Annotated in this window: 17 protein-coding genes; 6 read left to right on the top strand and 11 right to left on the bottom strand. The window is 66.9% G+C overall.

Features of this window, described 5'->3' with window-relative positions; all coding sequences use genetic code 11:
* Nucleotides 1-27 precede the first annotated feature (27 nt).
* Nucleotides 28-1,317 (bottom strand): acetyl-CoA C-acetyltransferase, encoded by a 1,290-nt coding sequence (locus AB0G28_RS06100; RefSeq protein ID WP_361083442.1) that lies wholly within the window; start codon nt 1,315-1,317, stop codon nt 28-30.
* Nucleotides 1,318-1,410: 93 nt separating this feature from the next.
* Between AB0G28_RS06100 and AB0G28_RS06095 the strand changes: the two genes are divergently transcribed.
* On the top strand, nt 1,411-2,745 hold the full coding sequence (locus tag AB0G28_RS06095; RefSeq protein WP_361083440.1) for a 3-oxoacyl-ACP reductase: 1,335 nt from the start codon (nt 1,411-1,413) through the stop codon (nt 2,743-2,745).
* Between the two features lies 1 nt (nt 2,746).
* The gene (locus AB0G28_RS06090) at nt 2,747-3,586 is read left to right on the top strand and encodes a MaoC/PaaZ C-terminal domain-containing protein (protein WP_361083438.1); all 840 of its coding nucleotides are present in this window, start codon (nt 2,747-2,749) and stop codon (nt 3,584-3,586) included.
* On the opposite strand, the gene AB0G28_RS06085 is transcribed toward AB0G28_RS06090, so the two are convergent.
* Nucleotides 3,578-4,234 carry a TetR/AcrR family transcriptional regulator gene (locus AB0G28_RS06085; RefSeq protein WP_361083436.1) on the bottom strand — a complete coding sequence of 219 codons (657 nt, stop codon included), beginning with the start codon at nt 4,232-4,234 and terminating at the stop codon, nt 3,578-3,580. The genes AB0G28_RS06090 and AB0G28_RS06085 overlap by 9 nt on opposite strands.
* Before the next feature lie 126 nt (nt 4,235-4,360).
* Between AB0G28_RS06085 and AB0G28_RS06080 the strand changes: the two genes are divergently transcribed.
* Together AB0G28_RS06080 and AB0G28_RS06075 are read left to right on the top strand one after the other, a co-directional pair.
* Nucleotides 4,361-5,023 (top strand): SCP2 sterol-binding domain-containing protein, encoded by a 663-nt coding sequence (locus AB0G28_RS06080; protein WP_361084132.1) that lies wholly within the window; start codon nt 4,361-4,363, stop codon nt 5,021-5,023.
* Between the two features lie 67 nt (nt 5,024-5,090).
* Nucleotides 5,091-5,642 (top strand): alkyl sulfatase C-terminal domain-containing protein, encoded by a 552-nt coding sequence (locus AB0G28_RS06075; protein WP_361084129.1) that lies wholly within the window; start codon nt 5,091-5,093, stop codon nt 5,640-5,642.
* Nucleotides 5,643-5,651: 9 nt separating this feature from the next.
* Here AB0G28_RS06075 and AB0G28_RS06070 read toward each other — a convergent pair whose 3' ends face one another.
* The 5 genes from AB0G28_RS06070 to AB0G28_RS06050 are packed head-to-tail and all read right to left on the bottom strand — an operon-like array spanning nt 5,652 to nt 12,829.
* A complete protein-coding gene (locus AB0G28_RS06070) occupies nt 5,652-6,443 on the bottom strand; it encodes a DUF6339 family protein (RefSeq protein WP_361083435.1) in 792 nt (263 codons plus the stop codon).
* A complete protein-coding gene (locus AB0G28_RS06065) occupies nt 6,443-7,339 on the bottom strand; it encodes a hypothetical protein (RefSeq protein WP_361083433.1) in 897 nt (298 codons plus the stop codon). Before AB0G28_RS06065 ends, AB0G28_RS06070 begins: the two co-directional genes overlap by 1 nt.
* The gene (locus tag AB0G28_RS06060) at nt 7,336-9,261 is read right to left on the bottom strand and encodes a hypothetical protein (RefSeq protein WP_361083431.1); all 1,926 of its coding nucleotides are present in this window, start codon (nt 9,259-9,261) and stop codon (nt 7,336-7,338) included. Before AB0G28_RS06060 ends, AB0G28_RS06065 begins: the two co-directional genes overlap by 4 nt.
* Nucleotides 9,258-10,259 (bottom strand): PD-(D/E)XK motif protein, encoded by a 1,002-nt coding sequence (locus AB0G28_RS06055; protein WP_361083429.1) that lies wholly within the window; start codon nt 10,257-10,259, stop codon nt 9,258-9,260. Before AB0G28_RS06055 ends, AB0G28_RS06060 begins: the two co-directional genes overlap by 4 nt.
* Nucleotides 10,259-12,829, bottom strand: a complete 2,571-nt coding sequence (locus AB0G28_RS06050) for a Z1 domain-containing protein (protein WP_361083427.1) — start codon at nt 12,827-12,829, stop codon at nt 10,259-10,261. Before AB0G28_RS06050 ends, AB0G28_RS06055 begins: the two co-directional genes overlap by 1 nt.
* A 287-nt stretch (nt 12,830-13,116) precedes the next feature.
* Here AB0G28_RS06050 and AB0G28_RS06045 point away from each other — a divergent pair, with 287 nt between their 5' ends.
* Nucleotides 13,117-14,205, top strand: coding sequence for a DNA cytosine methyltransferase (locus AB0G28_RS06045; protein ID WP_361083425.1), 1,089 nt, complete (start codon nt 13,117-13,119; stop codon nt 14,203-14,205).
* A 3-nt stretch (nt 14,206-14,208) separates the two neighbouring features.
* On the opposite strand, the gene AB0G28_RS06040 is transcribed toward AB0G28_RS06045, so the two are convergent.
* The 3 genes from AB0G28_RS06040 to AB0G28_RS06030 all read right to left on the bottom strand — a co-directional run bounded on the left by AB0G28_RS06040 (nt 14,209) and on the right by AB0G28_RS06030 (nt 15,649).
* Nucleotides 14,209-14,583, bottom strand: coding sequence for a very short patch repair endonuclease (locus AB0G28_RS06040; protein ID WP_361084126.1), 375 nt, complete (start codon nt 14,581-14,583; stop codon nt 14,209-14,211).
* Nucleotides 14,584-14,663: 80 nt separating this feature from the next.
* Entirely contained in the window at nt 14,664-15,131 is a 468-nt protein-coding gene (locus AB0G28_RS06035) for an FxsA family protein (protein WP_361083423.1), read from the bottom strand.
* Between the two features lie 59 nt (nt 15,132-15,190).
* The gene (locus tag AB0G28_RS06030; protein WP_361083422.1) at nt 15,191-15,649 is read right to left on the bottom strand and encodes a hypothetical protein; all 459 of its coding nucleotides are present in this window, start codon (nt 15,647-15,649) and stop codon (nt 15,191-15,193) included.
* Between AB0G28_RS06030 and AB0G28_RS06025 the strand changes: the two genes are divergently transcribed.
* On the top strand, nt 15,636-16,505 hold the full coding sequence (locus tag AB0G28_RS06025) for a hypothetical protein (protein WP_361083421.1): 870 nt from the start codon (nt 15,636-15,638) through the stop codon (nt 16,503-16,505). The genes AB0G28_RS06030 and AB0G28_RS06025 overlap by 14 nt on opposite strands.
* Here AB0G28_RS06025 and AB0G28_RS06020 read toward each other — a convergent pair.
* Nucleotides 16,486-17,037: a helix-turn-helix domain-containing protein gene (locus AB0G28_RS06020; RefSeq protein ID WP_361083419.1), complete on the bottom strand. Its 552-nt coding sequence runs from the start codon at nt 17,035-17,037 to the stop codon at nt 16,486-16,488. The two genes, AB0G28_RS06025 and AB0G28_RS06020, sit on opposite strands and share 20 nt — an antisense overlap.
* Nucleotides 17,038-17,081: the final 44 nt, after the last annotated feature.

The raw sequence follows: 17,081 nt of genomic DNA, 5'->3' as shown, positions 1-17,081 counted from the left end.
GTAAGGAGGCCTTCACGGCTTTGCGCGCTACTTCTCCAGGATCGCGGTGACGCCCTGGCCGCCGGCCGCGCAGATCGAGATCAGGCCGCGGCCCGAACCCTTCTCGTGCAGCAGCTTCGCCAGCGTCGCGACGATCCGGCCGCCGGTCGCGGCGAACGGGTGCCCGGCCGCCAGCGACGAGCCGTTGACGTTGAGCTTCGCCCGGTCGATCGCGCCGAGCGGCTCTTCAAGGTCCAGCTTCTCCTTGGCGAACGCCGGGTCCTCCCACGCCTTGAGCGTGGCCAGCACCTGCGACGCGAACGCCTCGTGGATCTCGTAGAAGTCGAAGTCCTGCAGGGACAGCCCGGCGCGCGCGAGCATCCGCGGCACGGCGTAGGCGGGCGCCATCAGCAGGCCCTCGTCGCCGTGGACGTAGTCGACCGCCGCGGTCTGCGAGAACGTCAGGTACGCCAGCACCGGCAGCTTGTGCGCCTTCGCCCACTCGTCGGTGGCGAGCAGGACCGTCGACGCGCCGTCGGTCAGCGGCGTCGAGTTGCCCGCGGTCATCGTGCCGTCCGGGCCGCCGAACGCCGGCTTGAGCTTGGCGAGCTTCTCCGCGGTCGAGTCCGGGCGCAGGTTCTGGTCGCGGGCGAGCTTGAGGAACGGCGTCACGAGGTCGTCGAAGAACCCGCGCTCGTAGGCGGCGGCGAGCTTCTGGTGGCTGCTCGCGGCCAGCTCGTCCTGGGCCTCGCGGGTGATCTCCCAGGCCTTCGCGGTGAGCGCGGCGTGCTCGCCCATCGAGAGGCCCGTGCGCGGTTCGGCGTTGCGCGGGATCGCCGGCACGATGTGGCCGGGCCGGATCTTCGCGACGAGCTTGAGCCGGTCGCCGAGCGTCTTCGCGGCGTTGAGCCCGATCAGGATCTGGCGCAGGTCCTCGTTCACGGCCAGCGGGGCGTCACTCGTGGTGTCGACGCCGCCGGCGATGGCCGAGTCGATCTGGCCGAGCGCGATCTTGTTCGCGACGTTGATGATGGCCTGCAGCCCGGTGCCGCAAGCCATCTGGACGTCGGACGCGGGTGTCGCGGGCGAGAGCTTGCTGCCCAGCACGCTCTCGCGGGCCAGGTTGAAGTCCTTCGAGTGCTTGAGCACGGCGCCGGCCGCGACCTCGCCGATCACCTCGCCCTGCAGCGAGAAGCGGCTGACCAGGCCGTCGAGCGCGGCGGTGAACATGTCCTGGTTCGACGCCTTCGCGTACGGGCCGTTGGACCGCGCGAAGGGGATCCGGTTGCCCCCGATGATCGCGACCTTGCGAACGGCAGGTGTCTTCTTCGGCGGCATGACTTCCACCTCTCTCGTCGGCTCTTGCACACTTTAACCTACTCAGGAGTAGGTTAGACTGCGAAGTGACGCGAACGGCACGGGAGGCAACCGATGGCTGACAGGTACCAGCAGTTCACGAAAACCCCGCTGGGGAAGTTCGTGGTGCCGAAGCTCGGCTTGCCCAACCCCGCCACGCTGCGCCGGTACCGGCCCGGGCAACCCGCCCTCGAGGGTCCCGCACTCCTCGGCGCCGCGCCCGGCGGACGGCTGGAGAAAACCCTCCGGGACCAGCTCGCCGACGCGGGCATCGAGGTGATCTCCACCCCGGCCGACCGGCACGCTGCGCTGGTTTTCGACGCCACCGGCGTCACCGACCCCGCCCGCCTGCGCGAGGTCTACGACTTCTTCCACCCGGTGATCCGCAGCGTCGGCCCGTCCGGCCGGGTCGTCGTGCTGGGCACGCCGCCGGAGCAGGTCGAGGGCCGTGAGCGGATCGCCCAGCGTGCGCTCGAAGGTTTCATCCGCTCGGTGGGCAAGGAGCTGAAGCGCGGCGCGACCGCCCAGCTCGTGTACGTCGCCGACGGCGCCGAAGAGGCGACGGAGTCGACGTTGCGCTTCCTGCTCTCGGCGAAGTCGGCGTTCGTCGACGCGCAGGTGATCCGGATCGGCACCGAGGGCAAGACGGCCACCGCCCCGGCCAGCTGGGAGAAGCCCCTCGACGGCAAGGTCGCGCTGGTCACCGGCGCGTCCCGCGGCATCGGCGCGGCGATCGCCGAGGTGCTGGCCCGCGACGGCGCGCACGTCGTCGCGCTCGACATCCCCGCGCAGGGCGGCGACCTGTCGAAGGTCGCCAACAAGGTCGACGGGTCGTCGCTGCAGCTCGACATCACGTCGCCGAGCGCGCCCGCGAAGCTCGCGGAGTACCTGAAGGAGCGCCACGACGGCGTCGACATCGTCGTGCACAACGCCGGGATCACCCGCGACAAGACGCTGGGCAACATGAGCGAGAGCGCCTGGGACTCGGTGATCGCCGTGAACCTCGCGTCACAGCTCGCCGTGAACGACAAGCTGCTCGCCGACCGCGTGCTGAACGAGAACGGCCGCATCATCGGCGTCTCGTCGATCGCGGGCATCGCCGGCAACGTCGGCCAGACGAACTACGCGACGTCGAAGGCGGGTGTCATCGGCATGGTGAACGTCGGCGCCCCGCAGCTCGCGGAGTACGGCGGCACGATCAACGCCGTCGCGCCCGGGTTCATCGAGACCAAGATGACGGCGGCGGTCCCGCTGTTCATCCGCGAAGCCGGGCGGCGGCTGTCCAGCCTCGGCCAGGGCGGGCTGCCGGTCGACGTCGCCGAGACGATCGCCTGGTACGCGAACCCGGCGTCGTCCGCAGTGAACGGCAACGTGGTCCGCGTCTGCGGCCAGGCCCTGCTGGGGGCGTGACGTGGCGATCCGCGAACTCGACAGCACGCCGAGCCTGGCCACGCTGTACCCGAAGGCGCTGCTCGGCGGCGTCCTGCACAAGCCGTCCGGGGATTCGCTGCCGGACACGGAGCTGGTGCGCACCGGCGTCGTCGTCGACCCGGCGCACCTCGCGGCGTACAACACGGTCTGCGGTTTCCGGCTGAGCGACGAGCTGCCCGCGACGTACCCGCACATGCTGGCGTTCCCGCTGCAGATGGCGCTGATGACCGAGCCGGGCTTCCCGTTCCCGCTGCTCGGCATGGTGCACGTGGCGAACCGGATCACCCAGCACCGCGCGTTGCGGCTGTCCGAGCCGCTGACCGTGCGTGTGCGGGCGGAGAACCTGCGTCCGCACGAGAAGGGCCGTCAGTTCGACGTCGTCAGCGAAGCTTGGGCCGGTGATCACCTCGTTTGGGTCGACGTCAGCACGTACCTGCGTCGCGGCGCAGGCTCCGGCTCTTCCCGCCGGGAGCAGCTGGCCCCGCCGACGCCGGACGCGATCTGGCGCGTCCCGGCCGACATCGGCCGGCGCTACGCGGAGGTCTCGGGCGATCGCAACCCGATCCACCTGCACCCGCTGACGGCGCGCCTGTTCGGCTTCCCCCGCGCAATCGCGCACGGGATGTGGACGAAGGCCCACGCGCTGGCGGCGTTCGAGGGGCGGCTGCCGGAGGCGTTCACGGTGGACGTCCGCTTCAAGCAGCCGGTGCTGCTGCCGGCCAAGGCGGGCTTCACGTCGTGGTCGGTGGGCGACGGCTGGGCGTTCGAGCTGTGGAGCAAGGCGAAGCCGCACCTCGAGGGGACGATCAGCTCACTCTGACGGCTTCCAGACCGAGCCTTCGATGAGGTCGTTGAAGCCGAGCCAGACGAGGTTCATCAGCCAGGACGCCAGGACGCCGTCGGAGATGTCGGGGTGGTCGAGGGCCCAGTCGGCCAGCGACTCGGCCGCCCCGACCAGTGCCGCGGACAGGCCTTCGCCGGAGAACTCGGCCTGCTCGCCGACGCCCTTGCGGGTGCCGGCGGAGACGACGAGCACGGCGACCAGCTGGATCGCGCGCGCCCGCATGTCGGTGATCTCCGCGGCGAAGGCGCCACCGACGGTCAGGGCTTGCCGGTGCAGGACCGTCCACGACTCGCGGTACTCGGCGACGAAGCGGTAGAACGATCGAAGGCCGTGCCAGAGCTGCATGTCCGGCGGCAGGTCGGGCTGCACGCCGGCCTGGATGGCCTCGAGCAGGCGCGTCGCCTCCCGGCGGATGCACGCGCCGAAGAGGTCCTCCTTCGAGCCGAGGTAGGTGTAGATCATCGGCTTCGAGACCCCGGCGACGTCGGAGATCTCGTCCATCGACGCGGCGTGGTAGCCGTGGCGCGAGAAGACCTGGACGGCCGCGTCCAGGATCTGCCGCTCACGCACCGCGCGCGGCAGCCGCCTGGCCCGTTCGGGCGGACGCTGATCTTCCTCTGACACGCTGGACCTCCTCGTTGCTGCCCGGAGACGGTACCGGCAGTGGACCCGGGAGAGTGATTTCGGCACGCTTGCCCGCCTACCTACTGACGGGTAGCCTTACACGTGGGTAACTTGAGAGGGGTGACCATGGCCGACAACGCGGGGATGACCAGCGCCGATCGGATCGCGGACCTCCGTGGCGCGGCGCTGCTCGACGCACTGGAGCGGCTGGACCCGCTGAGCCCCGAGGCGCACGCCCTCGACGTCAACATGCTGGCCGACGCGCTGAACCCGCGTGACCTCCGCAAGGACGACTTCCGCAGGCTGCTGAACGCGCTCCTCCGGTTGGCCTCCCGTGCCCCGGCGTTCGACCTGAGCAAGGTGGACCCGGCCCGGTTCGCATCCCTGGTGGCCTCGGCGTCGCGAGCCCAGTTGGAGAGCGTCGTCGCCGACCGGTTGCTGCGAGAGCGGGTGCTGGACGAGATCTTCGCCCGCATGGGCGCGCACATCAGGCCAGAAAGGGCCCGCGACCTGCACGCGGTGGTCCACTGGCGCCTCTCGGGCGGCTCAGGCGAAGGCGGCTTCGACCGCTACGAGACGGCGATCTCCCACGGTGCGTGCACGGTGAGCCGCTCCCCGAACGGACGCCCCCGCGTCACGATCACGATCGCCCCGGTCGACTTCTTCAGGTTGATCACCCACCAGGCAACGCCGGCGGTGTTGTTCGTCACGGGAAGAATCAAAGTCAAAGGCGACCTGGCCTTCGCGGCGGGCTTGATCGGTTTCTTCGACCTGCCGCACCCCGTATAGTTCGCCCGTGCCCCGAAACGCGAAATGGCGTCTCCCCCGCGCCCACCGTCACCGCGGCGGCCACGTGGTGAACGCGTTCGCGGAGAAGCTGGTCATCGGGCGCCTGACGCCCGCGCAGTTCACCCAGGTCCTCGAAACCCTGCACATGCTGGGAGAAGCGGGAGCAGGCATCGAGCTCAGCTCGTTGTCGACGGACGTACTGGTGGACGTGGTCCGCCAGTCATCCCGCGACCAGCTGAAGGCGATCGCTTCTCATTCAGAGCTGCGCGCAGTATTTCTGGACGAGATATTCCGGCGAATGTCCGAGCATTTCTCGCCGACCCGTGCCCGTCACGTGGATTTCGTGGTTTCGTGGCGCTTTTCGGACGGCTCAGGCGAGGACGGCTACGACCGCTTCCAGACGGTGATCGAGGACGGGGTGTGCGTCTCGTCGACGGACCTGTCCCGGACGCCGGACACAACGATCACGTTGTCGGTGGAGGACTTCATCCGCATGGCCACGGGCAACGCGGCGGTAGCGGCGATGTTCGTGACGGGCCGGGTGAAGGTGAAGGGCGAGTACGCCCCGGCGGTGCGTTTCTCGAGCTACTTCGACATCCCCAAGCCATCCGTGGACTAGCTGTCGGCTTCACCCGCGGGCGTGCTCGAGCGCGTGCCGAGGGCGGCGTTCCGCTTGGAACGCATCCAAAGAGTCCTGTGCTGCTCGGCGCACCTCGGCGTTGAGCTGATCGTCGTGGAGTGTCTCGAAAGACATGAAGGCGCCTAGTCGCAACAAGCGCTTCAGGAAGTCTTTCAGCAACTCGGTCTCGTTCAGTCCGCCGGTGTCGATTTCGTGCCACACGTGCAGGATCGAGCGGACCAGCTGGGGACTGCCGCCCAGCGCACGTCGACGTGCGTAAATCTGGTCGAAGGCACCTTCGCCTAGGATGTTCAATGCGGCGTAGGGAGCGGAACTGTCGGTGTCGTGGACGAGGTGGGCTCGCCACCAGAGGCGGCCGAACACGTGCCTTGTCAGGTCCTTGGCGAGGAAGCGCTCGTCGGTTCGCTTCTCGAATCGCCAGAATGAGACGTCCGGCAGCACGACGAGAGCGAGGAACACCCAGATGTCGCGAGAAGCTGCTTCGGCGGGAGCCAGCCCCGCCGTGCGGTGGAGCAACTCGGCGACCCTGCGGTCGAAGTCGTTCTTTGTGGCGGGCGTCGATCGGTTCGGGAAGCCGGCGTCGCGAGCCACGGCGACAATCGCCTGACGCAGCCTGTCAAGATCCTTCTCGGCGACCCGATCACCACCCGTGGCCGCGTAAACGGCGGAGTCGTTGCGCAGCGCAGTGCGCAGTTCGAGTTCCTCGATGGTCAGTGACTTGTACTCCTCGTACAGCTTGTGGGCCTGCCGAGGCAGCAGACGCGGGTACAGGAGGCTCATCAGGACTCCTCGAAAATCCGAACAGCGTGCTGGAGGTCGGTCGCGAACGAGGTCGGCGACTGCGCTTGCTGCCTGCGCAGATGGGTCAAGCTCTGGCCCGGGAAAAAACGACCGACGAGCGCTTGGAGTGTGCTGCCGATGGTCTCTTCGCCGAAGTCGACTTCGAGACTGAAATCCTGGTCGTTCAGCGCGTGCTCCACCAAGGTGCGAGCGACGTCCGCGTGCACGCTGGACAACACCACGCGGTCGACGGGGCGCGGTTTGGCCGCGTTGCGCATGGCGTCGACCAGTACTCGTTTGCGTTCGTTCACCAGCAGGAGCAACGCACCCATGGTGGCCGTTTCGAGGTCGCCACCGATCTCCACGTGCCAGCCGGCGTCCTCGGGATATTGGGTCTTGGCGAAGTCGACGACGGCAATAGGGAAGAGCGGCGCATCGCCCTGGAGTCGGGTCTCGTATTTGCTGGTCCACAGGATCGACCCGGCTCGGCGGGGCGAAGCCAATCCGCCGTCGTCGGCGAATTCGGCGAGCACCAAGGTGGTTTCCAGGCCGAGGACGCCACCGAGTTGATTGCCGGGCAACACCGCGGTCAGGTCGACGTTCGCGATGCCCGACGCCGGCAGGGGAATGCGGTCGCCCGCCGCCTTCAGCCCCGAGCCGGACGCGGTCCAGATCATCGCGAGTGTCAACTTCGCGGTCGGGGAAAGCCCGGTGGCCTGTCGGACCAGACCGACATCGACGGTCACCGTTTGCCGCAAGGACAAATCCATGCGGTAGTCCCAGTCGCTCAGGGCGTCCGGCAGTTCAGTGGGGACATCGTCGATCAGCCACTGCCACGGTCCGGCCACGACAGACCCCGCGGGGGCCGTGCGATAGGGCGGTGCTTGCATGCTCATCGCTGTATCTCCTTGCGCTGGGCGTGCACCGCGATCTCGGTCGTCGTGTCGGGTGCCGGCCGGACAAGGAGGCGCCAGACGTCTTCGCCGCCTTCGAGGATCTGCGCCGGATCAGTGTGGAGAGCACCGTCGGGACCTTCCCAGCCGAAGAAGCGCGGTTCGTCGGCTCCTCGCGGTGGGTCAGTTTCCCTGCTGCTGGTTCCGGCCAAAGCGACGCCGAGGTCGGCGGTGCAGCGGTGCATGCCGAGTGCGGAGACGCGGAACGCCTGGATCAGCAGGACTTGTCCCGCGCGGATCTCGTAGTACGGCGCATCGAGATACTCCACCCGGGGCCGGCCTCTGCCCGGCCTGTCGGCTGCAGGGCCGGTCTCATCCTGTAGCGGGGAAGCTGTGCCGCTTCCGGCGTCGTAGAGGTCCCCGGACAGGTGGACAGTTCCGGCCGGTGTTGTCGGCTTCACCGGTTTGAATGCTCGTCGGTAGTCGGACGCTCCGCCGAAACCCGAGGCACCCGCCACGAGATCGGAGAACGAGCGGCTCGCGGCGCCCAGCGAGATCTCTGATGAGCTAGTCCGGATTCGGCCGTCGATCTCGATCAAGCCCTCGATCGATTCCTTGATCCGGGTGAACGCCATCTTGACGAATCGTTTGTCCTGACCTTCGAGCGATTGCCAGTTCCAAGCGTCGTGAGTGGGTGGTTCGGAGGACGCGAACGTGCTGTCGAGTTCGACGTCTGCGCGGAAGACGCCGGCGTAGGATACGTACTCGGCCGCCGGCATCGGTCCGGCGTGGTAGGTGACCACGAGTTCCGCTGTCCGCATGAGACAGACATGGTGAACGGTGCTTGCGATACCTGCCGTCTCGGCTGCGGGAGTCTCGGTGAACGGCGGAACGAAGCGCTTCTCGAGTCCGAGCATCCCGAGTTTCGTCCGGGGGTGCCCCTGGTACCAGAGCTCTTTGCCGGTTTCCTCCGACCGCATCGCTTCGTACGCGGTGACGAACATGTCCAGCGGAATGGTCTCGCGTGGATCCGGGACAGGAACCGTGATGCCGTCGCACTGCACGGAAAACCGCATCGGAGGAGTGCCGTCGTCGGCCTCGGCCAGCATCTTCGGCCAGAGGTTCCAGGCTATCGTCTCCGCCAAGTAGCTCCCGGCGTCCTGGATCTCCCGTTCGCCGAGATCGGGGTCGACGACCACGACCGTGGTACCGGTCTCCTCCGAACCATAGGTGCGCAGACCCAGTCGCTCCGCGGTGGCATCGGCCTCGGCGCCGATCAGCGGTTCGACCACGCCGTCCGGGGAATGGGCGCCCCACCAATGCCGTCCGGTGTACCTGCGACCGGAGAGCCCTTCGCCTTCGGCGTAGCTCTTCCAGAGGGCGCAGCCCATCAGCCGCGTCTCGAACCCATCGGCGACTCGACACCGCGTGTGCACCAGCACGGTCCCTGGCCTGCTCAAGAGGTAGAAGATCCCTTTGCCGAAGCCGTAGGTGCCTCCGCCGAGTTCGGTGTCCCTCGGTTCGCCGATGTTCCTGATGAAGGACACGAAGTCGTGGTTCTCGACCACCGCGTTGTCTGCGCGTGTGGGGCCACCGAGGCCGGTTGTCCCGCGGTCCGAAACCGTCAGGATGCGGATGACCGGGCTCGAGATCGACTGCCGCAGCGGCAGCTGCTCGTGAGCGGGTACGTTGCGGGTGAGCAACTCCCGCCACACCGGTGCGTGCGCCGGGCTGACGACTCTCAGATCGAGATGGTAGTCGACGGCCGTCTCGCCGGTACGTGCATCCCAGCTGTTCTGCGCGGACTCGCGAACGAGGATCGTCAGCAGATCCAACTCAGGCCTGCCGAGTTGGTTGCGGATCCCCTCGGCCGCACTCGCCCCCTCGGGCGGGAACGTCTGTGAGTGCCAGGCCGCTGTTGTCACTTGCTCTCCTGGGTGATCCGGGCGATCCGATCACGGACTTCACGGGCGTCGGTGACTTCTGGCTGCTGCTGGTCCAGGTCGACGGTGTAGTCGAGGTCGGATATCCCGAAGGGAACCGATGAAGGAGCGATACGGGGGAAGTCGTCATCCACCTCGTACCACCATTGCTCGCGAACTGCGAAGCGCACGTCCTGGTATAGGTCTGCATCGGCCGGTCGGTAACCGGCTTCGGCGAGTTTGAAGAGCAATCCGGTGTCGTCGTCGCCGGTCCGGCGCGCACGATCGACGAGATCGGAGAGCGTGCTGCCTTGCTCGGCGACCCGTTCTACGCGGATCCACACCAGGTCGAGAGTTCCATCCGTCGGTGGCTGGAGCTGCTCGACGCCGTGGATGCGGACTTTACGTCCCGTCGCCGCGGTGGAGGTCTTCACCTCGACCCCTTGCGTGCCGACGGTGAAATCGTGACGGTGTCCGGCGGGACCCGTCCAGAAGTCGACGGCCGTGCTCTCTTGCGCAAGGAGTTCGTTCAGCACGACCAGCTCGCCGAACAGGCCCGCCAACCGATCCGGACTCAACGGTGCCGGAGAATGCTGGAACAACGCACGCCATTGACTGACTACGGTGTATAGCGCTTTCAGTGGCCGATCAGGGGTTTCTTCGACAGCATCGAGCACGTTGACGACAAGTCCTGTGAACACACCGTCAAGATCCCTCCGGTCGCAGCCTAGATCGGCATACCGCTCGTAAACCTGATCGTTTTCGAGTGGTCGCTCCCGTACGGTCAGTGCTGCGCCACCCCGATCGAGCCGGACGTGTTGGTGAGCTGTGAGCGGCACGAGGAGGTGGCGGTTACCCGCGTGATCCACGGCCGCGAGCAGCGGCCCCAACGGGGTCGCCACCGGGAGGTCGGACGTGCGGACCCGTTGCGGGCTGGAAACCTGTTCCTCTTCGAGTCGCCCCCAATGGTCGTCGACGACCTTCCGCAGGTGTGCAGCCATCAGTCGTCCACCGCGTCGAGGCCGCTCAGATCCTCTTCCTCGATCGGAACCTTCGCCAGGTTGGTGGCCACGTACTGCCACTCCACCGTCGAATCGTCCGACGAAGGCGGGGGGAACACGAGCCCGACGCCGATGACGTCTTCGGCAGCGTCCAGCGCGCGACGGCTGTGGGTGCGACGGGGCTCGGGTCCCGAGTCCTTGTCAATCGCATAGAGCGCCAGGAGAGCAGTGTCCGGGCTCTGCTGGAGCCGCAACGCCTTGATCTTTTCTTCGGTCAACTCTCCCCGCACCGGTGAGATATCGAGATCGATCGCCGCGTCTCGGCGGCTCATCAGAGTCTTGATGTCGACCGTGCCGGTGTCGTCGCCGGGCAGCGCCGAACGAGTGACCATCCGGACGGTGTAACCGTCGGCGAAGGTGAACTCCTTCGGAGAGTTCGTGCCTGCCGAACCGCCGATGATGGCGACGTTCCAGCCGCGCAGCGCGCCGGACCTGGCGATGCGCTTCGCGATGTAGCCGGTCAACAGCTTGGAATCACACTCCTGGGATTTCTCGTGGAATCGGTACTCGCGCAGGAAGTCCGTGACCAGCTCGTGCGGAACCCCGCGGATGAGCACGTTGCCGTCTTGCCTGCCGGATTCCGGACTGCCCTCGAGCACGGCCTTGCCGACGAGCCGACAAGCTGCTGCTTGGTTGTCTGCGAGCCAGTCGTGGTCGGTGCGGAAATAGCGCGTCTGGATGCGCAGGCCGCCATAGGCCGACGCCGAGGGGACGGCGTTGGTCATCTTGGCGGCCGCCGTCACGCGAAGGGCCGGATGCGTGCGCAGTCGGACGGCGAAGGTCATCGGGGTCTTGTCCTCGACCATATATACGTCGATGTCGCGCCGCATCTCGCTCTCGACCGTCGCGATGTGGCGGAACCAGTCGCGGAGCTCGTCGGTCATCCAGATGCGGGGAAGGTCGGCGTAGCCGTTGCGGAAGCCGAACCATCGCCCCATCTGGAGCAGCGTGTCGTACGCTGAGACGGAGCGCACGAAGAAGCTCACGGACAGGCCTTCGAGCGTCAGACCACGGGACAAGGTGTTACCGCCGACCGCGATGGCGACGACCGGACCGTTCTCGTAGTCGAGGCGGTCCTTGCTGCCGGAGTTGTCCATGATGATCCGGCAATCGTGCAGCACACCGGGAAGGAGTGGCGTCAGCTCGTCGAAAGTCACCGTTTGCTCGCCGAACAGGTCCGCGGGCACGCGCGCCGTTTCGCTCTCCCAGAGCTCGCGGAGCTCGGCCAGGAGCGCGGTGTCCCCAGCCCGCAGCAAGGCCTCGCTTTCGTTGCGGAGCTTCGTGAGGGGGTGCTTGAAACTGTTGTGGACGGCGGTGTTGACACTCGTGTGCACCAGCATCGTCGAGTGCGGATTTCCTGCCTTGCGTACCCGACGTGCAGCAGTGCTGAGCCAGAAGTACCGGATCGCCGTTCGAAGCGTGTCCGTCAGCACCGGGTGAAAGCCGTCGGCGTCGGCGCGTGAGCTCGGGCGTACGAGGTCCACCTCGGACTCGGGGACCTGTCGGATCATGTCGTACCCGTCGAAGACGTCTTCGGGGTCTTCGCCGTCCATCACGTCCCGGCCGAACAACACCTCGGTCCCGAAGTGACCCTCCGGCTTGGGGAGGTTGACGATGAAGTGCTCGGGATACAGGTTCTTGACCGAAGGGTCGATCAGCAGGTTCGCGAACGGGGTCGCCGTGTACCCCACGTAGGCCGATTTCGGCAGGCGTCCGAGGATCTCGATGATCAACGGGTTGATGGTTTCGGTGGCGACCGTTGCCTGGTCGGCCTCGTCGTCGATGATCAACGCGGGGCAGTCGGCCAGGTACTCCGAAGCCGTCTCGAGCCACGCCGAGAACTTCTCGAGGACGCGAGGATTCTTCTTGATCACACACAGGACGTGCTGTTTGTTGTTCTTGGACAGGTAGGCGGCCGCATTGGCCGGCGGCGTGAAGTCCTTGTCGGGGTCGGTGAGCTGGAGCCAGCGCGATGGATTCGGCTTGACCAACTGGTCGACGAGGCGAAGTTGCGTCTGCCGACGAAGGCCGTTGTGGATGCCGGCGAGCACGATGAAGAGCTTGTAACCGCGATCGGCCGCCTTCGCCGTCACGGCCGTGAAGTTGGTCGTCTTGCCGGACTGGACGTAGCCGACGACCAGGCCCTTCGTCGAGAACTTGGGCACGTGCGGGTGACTCAGCAGGGAGACGACCTTGGTCGATGCGCTGTCGAGGTCGTCGAGGCTCGACTCCGACCACCCTGACTTCCGCAAGAGCTCTTCGAGTGCCGGCCAGTACCTGTCGCGTGGCCGGGGGCCGGTGTACCAGGTGTAGCGGTTGTCGAGGATGACGCTGCGCGGTTCCTCGCGCTCCCTGATCCGGATGGTTTCGCGCTCGTGCCGCTCGGCGATCCGCTGGAGCAGTTCGTCCTCGGCGCCGAAGAGTTCCATCCTCTTGATGGCGCTTTCCGGCGTACCGGTGTCCACCAAGTCGAGAAACGCGGCGTACTGCTGGTCGAACTTGTCGGTCACCGATCCTCCAACTCCGTGTCCGGGTGCATCGACGAGCCGGGGTCACCCTCGACTCACCCCCACGTTAGGTGCTGGCCGCCTCACCGTCAGATGCCTCGAACGAGTGAACCCCGGACTGGTGAGGATTGCCGGAAACAACCCCTCCGTGATCGATCATGTCGCGCGGACAGCTGTATCCGTTACTCCGTGTGGTCACGAACGTGTCACGCGCCGAGCGGGTCAGCCGCCGGCGTGTCGGATTCATGGCTCGTCAGAAGAGTCGCACCGGACTTATAGACTTCCGAGCCATGACCGACGGACAGTTGGCCTTGCCGATACAGGCGCAGGTCGAGATGGTGGACCTCTTCGCCGGTCCGGGCGGCCTCGATGTCGCCGCCCACTGGCTCGGCGTGTCCGTCGTCGGCATCGAATGGGACGACGATGCCTGCGTCACTCGCGAGCAAGCGAGGTTGCACACCGAGCACGGCGATGTTCGGCTGTCGAAGCCCGCTGACTACCCGAAGGCCCGTTTTCTGAGTGGAGGGCCTCCGTGCCAGACATACACTGTCGCCGGTCAGGGAGCCGGGAGGCGTGCGCTGGATCGGGTGCTTACCTTCGTTGATGCTGTCGCTGAGGGCAACGGTGTCAGCGAGGACGACCTCGCGCAGTTGGACGACGAACGCACCGGCTTGGTGCTGGAGCCCCTGCGGTGGGCGCTGGACGCGGGCGTTCCGTACGAGGCGATTGTTCTCGAACAGGTTCCCGCTGTGTTGCCGGTATGGCAGGCGTACGCTCGAGTGCTGGAAGAACGCGGGTATAGCGTCGATTGTGGAATCCTCCACACTGAGGAATTCGGAGTTCCGCAGACACGTCGCCGGGCGATCTTGATCGCCCGGCGTGACGGCGAGGCAAAGCTCCCCAAGCCCACGCACCGGCGCTATCGCAAGGGGGCGGCGCGCGGCGAAGGCGATCCTCGCTTACGTCCGTGGAAGACGATGGGGGAGGCGCTGGGCTGGTCGGAGCAGGTCACGGTGGTGTCCAACTACGGCACCGGTGGCGACCCGAAAGCGCGTGGCCAACGGTTGTCGACCGAGCCTGCTTTCACCGTCACCGGTAAGGTCTCCCGCAACCGTCTGATCCATTCTCGTTCGAAGGGCATGCCTGACCGCTTCACCGACCACGAAGCCGGCAGATTGCAGACCTTCCCGCCTGATTATCCCTGGTCCGGGCGGGGCATCGCCCAACAGATCGGTAATGCGATCCCGCCGCGACTGGCGGCCCACGTCCTGGCCGCAGCCATGGGCAAGGAACTTGACGTCGCGAAGCTGGACCGGTGCGTCAAACGAAGCTGGAAGGACACTCGCAACGGGGTCGACGGACTGGTGAAAGACGCCTGACGTTCAACGACGTTGCCGGACCGCCGTGATGACCCGGTCTGCGGCAACCTCCACGGTCTCGTGTTCCCAGATCCGGACTGCGAGCCAACCGGCCTCGTGGAGCCGCGCGTCGGTGTCGGCATCCCGCCTACGGTTTGTTTCGATCTTCTCGCGCCAGAATTCCGCATTGTTCTTGGGCCACGTGGCGTGTTCCGGACAGCCGTGCCAGAAGCATCCGTCGACGAAGACAGCGACACGGGCGGGACCGAACACCAGGTCTGCCTCACGTCGCACGCCTTTGACCGGTCGTCTGTGCACCCGGTACCGAAATCCGGCGCCGTGCAGAGTTCTGCGCAGCGCCATCTCGATCCCGGTGTTGCGGGACTTCTGCTTGCTCATCCGGATGCGCACCGCGGATGTGGTCTTCAGACGCTCCACGTGCACATTGTGGCAAGGTTCGGGTGCCGGGCCGAGCGTGGCTAGTTCTCGACGATCCGTCCCTCGATCACCGTAGGTGGCTTCCGCCCCGGTTCCTCTGAAGAAACGACCTCGCTGTCCACCACCATCACCGGCCCGCGACGCTGATTCGCGAACCGGACCGCTCGCTTCTCCATCCGCTTCAGCCACAGCCGGCGGGCCACCGCCCGGGAGGGCGGCAGGATCAGGAGCAAGCCGAGCACGTCGCTGACAAAGCCCGGGACCAGGATCAACACCCCGCCCAGCCCGACCAGCATCCCGTCAGTGAGTTCCTTCTCCGCCGGCCGCCCCGATCGGGCCGCCGCGACGAAGGCCCTCATCGCCTTGCCGCCCTCGCGGCGGGCCAGCCAGGAGCCCAAGAACGCGCCGGCCAGCAGGAGGCCTAGCGTGCCGAGCACGCCGACGGCCGAGCCCACCGCCCAGATCGCGGCGATCTCGGCGAAGACGTAGAGCAAGAACGCGACAGCCATACCCGGACAACGAACGGCCTGTCCGATTTGCTCCCGCGCTCCCCAGCCACCGGCTAGTCTCACCCCTCGTGTCCGACTGGCTCCGCTGGCTTCTGATCGGGATGTGCCTGCTCGCGGCGTTGCTTCTGGTGTGGCACGGCCGGCGTCGGCGGTCGTCGTTTCCCGGACTGGTGTGGACACGGCGGCGACGGCCGCGCGCGGATCGCCGTCGGATGGCCTTGTCCGTGGTCGGCTGGCTGGTCGTCGCCCTGCTGGTGGCCGGGTTCAGTGCTGGGGTGTTGCTGTGGTTCCTCGGCTGGCCGCGGCTGCCCTCCTCCAGCCAGTTCGACGTCAACCAGCTGCTCGACCTGCTCAAGATCGCCCTTTCCGTGGTCGCCGGGTTCGGCGGTGTTGTGCTGCTCGCCGTCAACTACCGGAAGCAACGCGTCGCCGAGGACGAACACGATCTCGCCGTTCAGCGAGCCGAACGCGAAGTCGTCCAGAAGTTCAACGAACGCTTCGGCAGTGCCGCCGAGCAACTCGCCAACGAAAGCCCTGCCGTTCGGCTCGCCGGCGTCTACGCGATGGCCGGCCTGGCCGACGACTGGGCCGACAAGCCAGGTCTGCGCCGACGTCCTGTGCGGCTACCTCCGCATCCCGCGCGAAGGCCACGGCGAGACCGAAGTGCGCGAAGCGATCCTGCGCGTGATCCGCGACCGGACCAGGATCGCGGCGGAGACCTCCTGGTCCGAGCTCGACTTCGACTTCACCGGGATCACCGGCGAGAACGTCGACTTCGCGCGACGGCGGTTCGCCGGCGAAGTCCTGTTCGGCGGTGCCGAGTTCGTGGGCGGCGTGGCGTCGTTCGCCGGTGCGCAGTTCGGGAAGCTGGTGAGCTTTCACGGTGCCCGGTTCTCCGCGGCCGAGACGAACTTCACCGGCCTGACGCTCTCCTCGGGGCGGGCGGAGTTCGTCGGCGCGGAGTTCGGCGGGGAGAAGGTCGATTTCGCCGACGCGCTCCTCGAGTCCTCCTCGATGGCCTTCTTCCGCTGCCGGTTCACCGCGCCCGTGGTCGACTTCTCGCAGCTCGACTTCACCTTCGGCAGGGTGGTGTTCGACCGCTGTGACTTCACCGACCTCGAAGTCGACCTTTCGAGCAGCTATGGCTTCCGGACCGGGGCCTTGCTCGCGAACAACTGCCGGTTCGAGCGGTGCCGCGTCGATCTGAGCCTGGTCGCCCGGCACGTCCGGCTCACCGGCTGCGTACTCGACACCGTGACCGTCGCCGACCAGGACGACGACCCGGTGCGACTCCCGTGGCAGGTAGTCGAACTGCGCGGTGGCACCTTGCTGCCGTCCCACCACACGGTGCCGATCAGCGCAGCAACGTCCTGATCATCGATCGCAGGCCCGCGGCCAGGCGATCCGTCTCACCCGTCTTCAAAAACCGCAGCATCAAATCGCTGTGCAACGAACCCAGCAGCAAGTGCGCGATGAGGTCCGCGTCCAACGACGGTGCCGCCGACGCGATCAACCCCGACACGTGCGCGTGCCACGACAGGTAGATCGGGCTGCTCAGCCGGTCCGTCGACGCCTGCTCGAACGCCGCCATCACCTTCACGTTGCGCGAGGCCAGCTCGATCACCGCGTCGAAGAACGCCGCCAGCCGCTCGGCCGGGGGCGCTCCTGGACCCAGCGGCGGCGGGCCCGACGAAACAGCCGTCGACAGCGCCTCGACTCGTGACTCCACCAGTGCGCGCATCACGCCTTCGCGGCTGCCGAAGCGGTGGAAGATCGTCCCCTTGCCGACGCCGGCCGTGGCCGCGACGCGGTCCATCGATACCTGGGAGAGGTCGTGTGTCGCCAGCAACTCCTCTGTCGCGCGCAGAATCGCGCGGCGGTTGCGGGCCGCGTCGGCGCGCTCCATGTCTGCTCCTCGACAACTTGACTGGCGGTCCATATAGTAGGCGA

It is taken from the genome of Amycolatopsis sp. NPDC021455, from assembly GCF_040640995.1.
Lineage (GTDB): Bacteria > Actinomycetota > Actinomycetes > Mycobacteriales > Pseudonocardiaceae > Amycolatopsis.
The sequence above is the reverse complement of the archived record's forward strand: the minus strand, read 5'-3'. Positions and strand labels throughout refer to the sequence as shown.

What these genes read in the sequence shown, in the direction of transcription:
- AB0G28_RS06020 (WP_361083419.1), bottom strand. Translation starts at nt 17,037, where the DNA reads ATGGAGCGCGCCGACGCGGCCCGCAACCGCCGCGCGATTCTGCGCGCG.
- AB0G28_RS06095 (WP_361083440.1), top strand. Translation starts at nt 1,411, where the DNA reads ATGGCTGACAGGTACCAGCAGTTCACGAAAACCCCGCTGGGGAAGTTC.
- AB0G28_RS06100 (WP_361083442.1), bottom strand. Translation starts at nt 1,317, where the DNA reads ATGCCGCCGAAGAAGACACCTGCCGTTCGCAAGGTCGCGATCATCGGG.
- AB0G28_RS06040 (WP_361084126.1), bottom strand. Translation starts at nt 14,583, where the DNA reads ATGAGCAAGCAGAAGTCCCGCAACACCGGGATCGAGATGGCGCTGCGC.
- AB0G28_RS06065 (WP_361083433.1), bottom strand. Translation starts at nt 7,339, where the DNA reads ATGAGCATGCAAGCACCGCCCTATCGCACGGCCCCCGCGGGGTCTGTC.
- AB0G28_RS06035 (WP_361083423.1), bottom strand. Translation starts at nt 15,131, where the DNA reads ATGGCTGTCGCGTTCTTGCTCTACGTCTTCGCCGAGATCGCCGCGATC.
- AB0G28_RS06055 (WP_361083429.1), bottom strand. Translation starts at nt 10,259, where the DNA reads ATGGCTGCACACCTGCGGAAGGTCGTCGACGACCATTGGGGGCGACTC.
- AB0G28_RS06045 (WP_361083425.1), top strand. Translation starts at nt 13,117, where the DNA reads ATGACCGACGGACAGTTGGCCTTGCCGATACAGGCGCAGGTCGAGATG.
- AB0G28_RS06070 (WP_361083435.1), bottom strand. Translation starts at nt 6,443, where the DNA reads ATGAGCCTCCTGTACCCGCGTCTGCTGCCTCGGCAGGCCCACAAGCTG.
- AB0G28_RS06080 (WP_361084132.1), top strand. Translation starts at nt 4,361, where the DNA reads ATGGCCGACAACGCGGGGATGACCAGCGCCGATCGGATCGCGGACCTC.